Below are 268 nucleotides of genomic sequence, written 5' to 3'. Positions count from 1 at the left end.
ATGTAATGATTTTCCTGTCCTTCAGGCGTTTCGTTAGTCTTGGCGAGGATACCTTGCCGAGCCCGAGTTGTGGCGAAGACTTCCAGCTTGAGTTCCGCAATTCAAGATTGGCTTCATTTACTATGATTGAGGTAGCGTTGTCGATAGGGAAGTAGGAAAAAATCATGTTTCCAGCATCGGCCGGGACAACGGAGTCATTTCGAGCATTGGTCTGTTTCCCGGAAGTAACTGCTATTTTTCCAATGTCACCTTGCAGCAACTCGTATCG

At 47.0% G+C, this 268-nt stretch carries 1 protein-coding gene; it reads right to left on the bottom strand.

Annotated elements, in window-relative coordinates; translation table 11 throughout:
• Positions 1–268 (bottom strand): hypothetical protein (locus O4H62_RS26335; protein ID WP_269391855.1); only part of this gene is annotated, 268 nt, incomplete at both ends.

The organism is Parahoeflea alexandrii (assembly GCF_027214025.1).
In the GTDB taxonomy this organism is placed as follows: Bacteria; Pseudomonadota; Alphaproteobacteria; order Rhizobiales; family Rhizobiaceae; genus Hoeflea; species Hoeflea alexandrii_A.
Note: the sequence above shows the minus strand (reverse complement) of the source record. Positions and strands in the feature narration are given on the sequence as shown.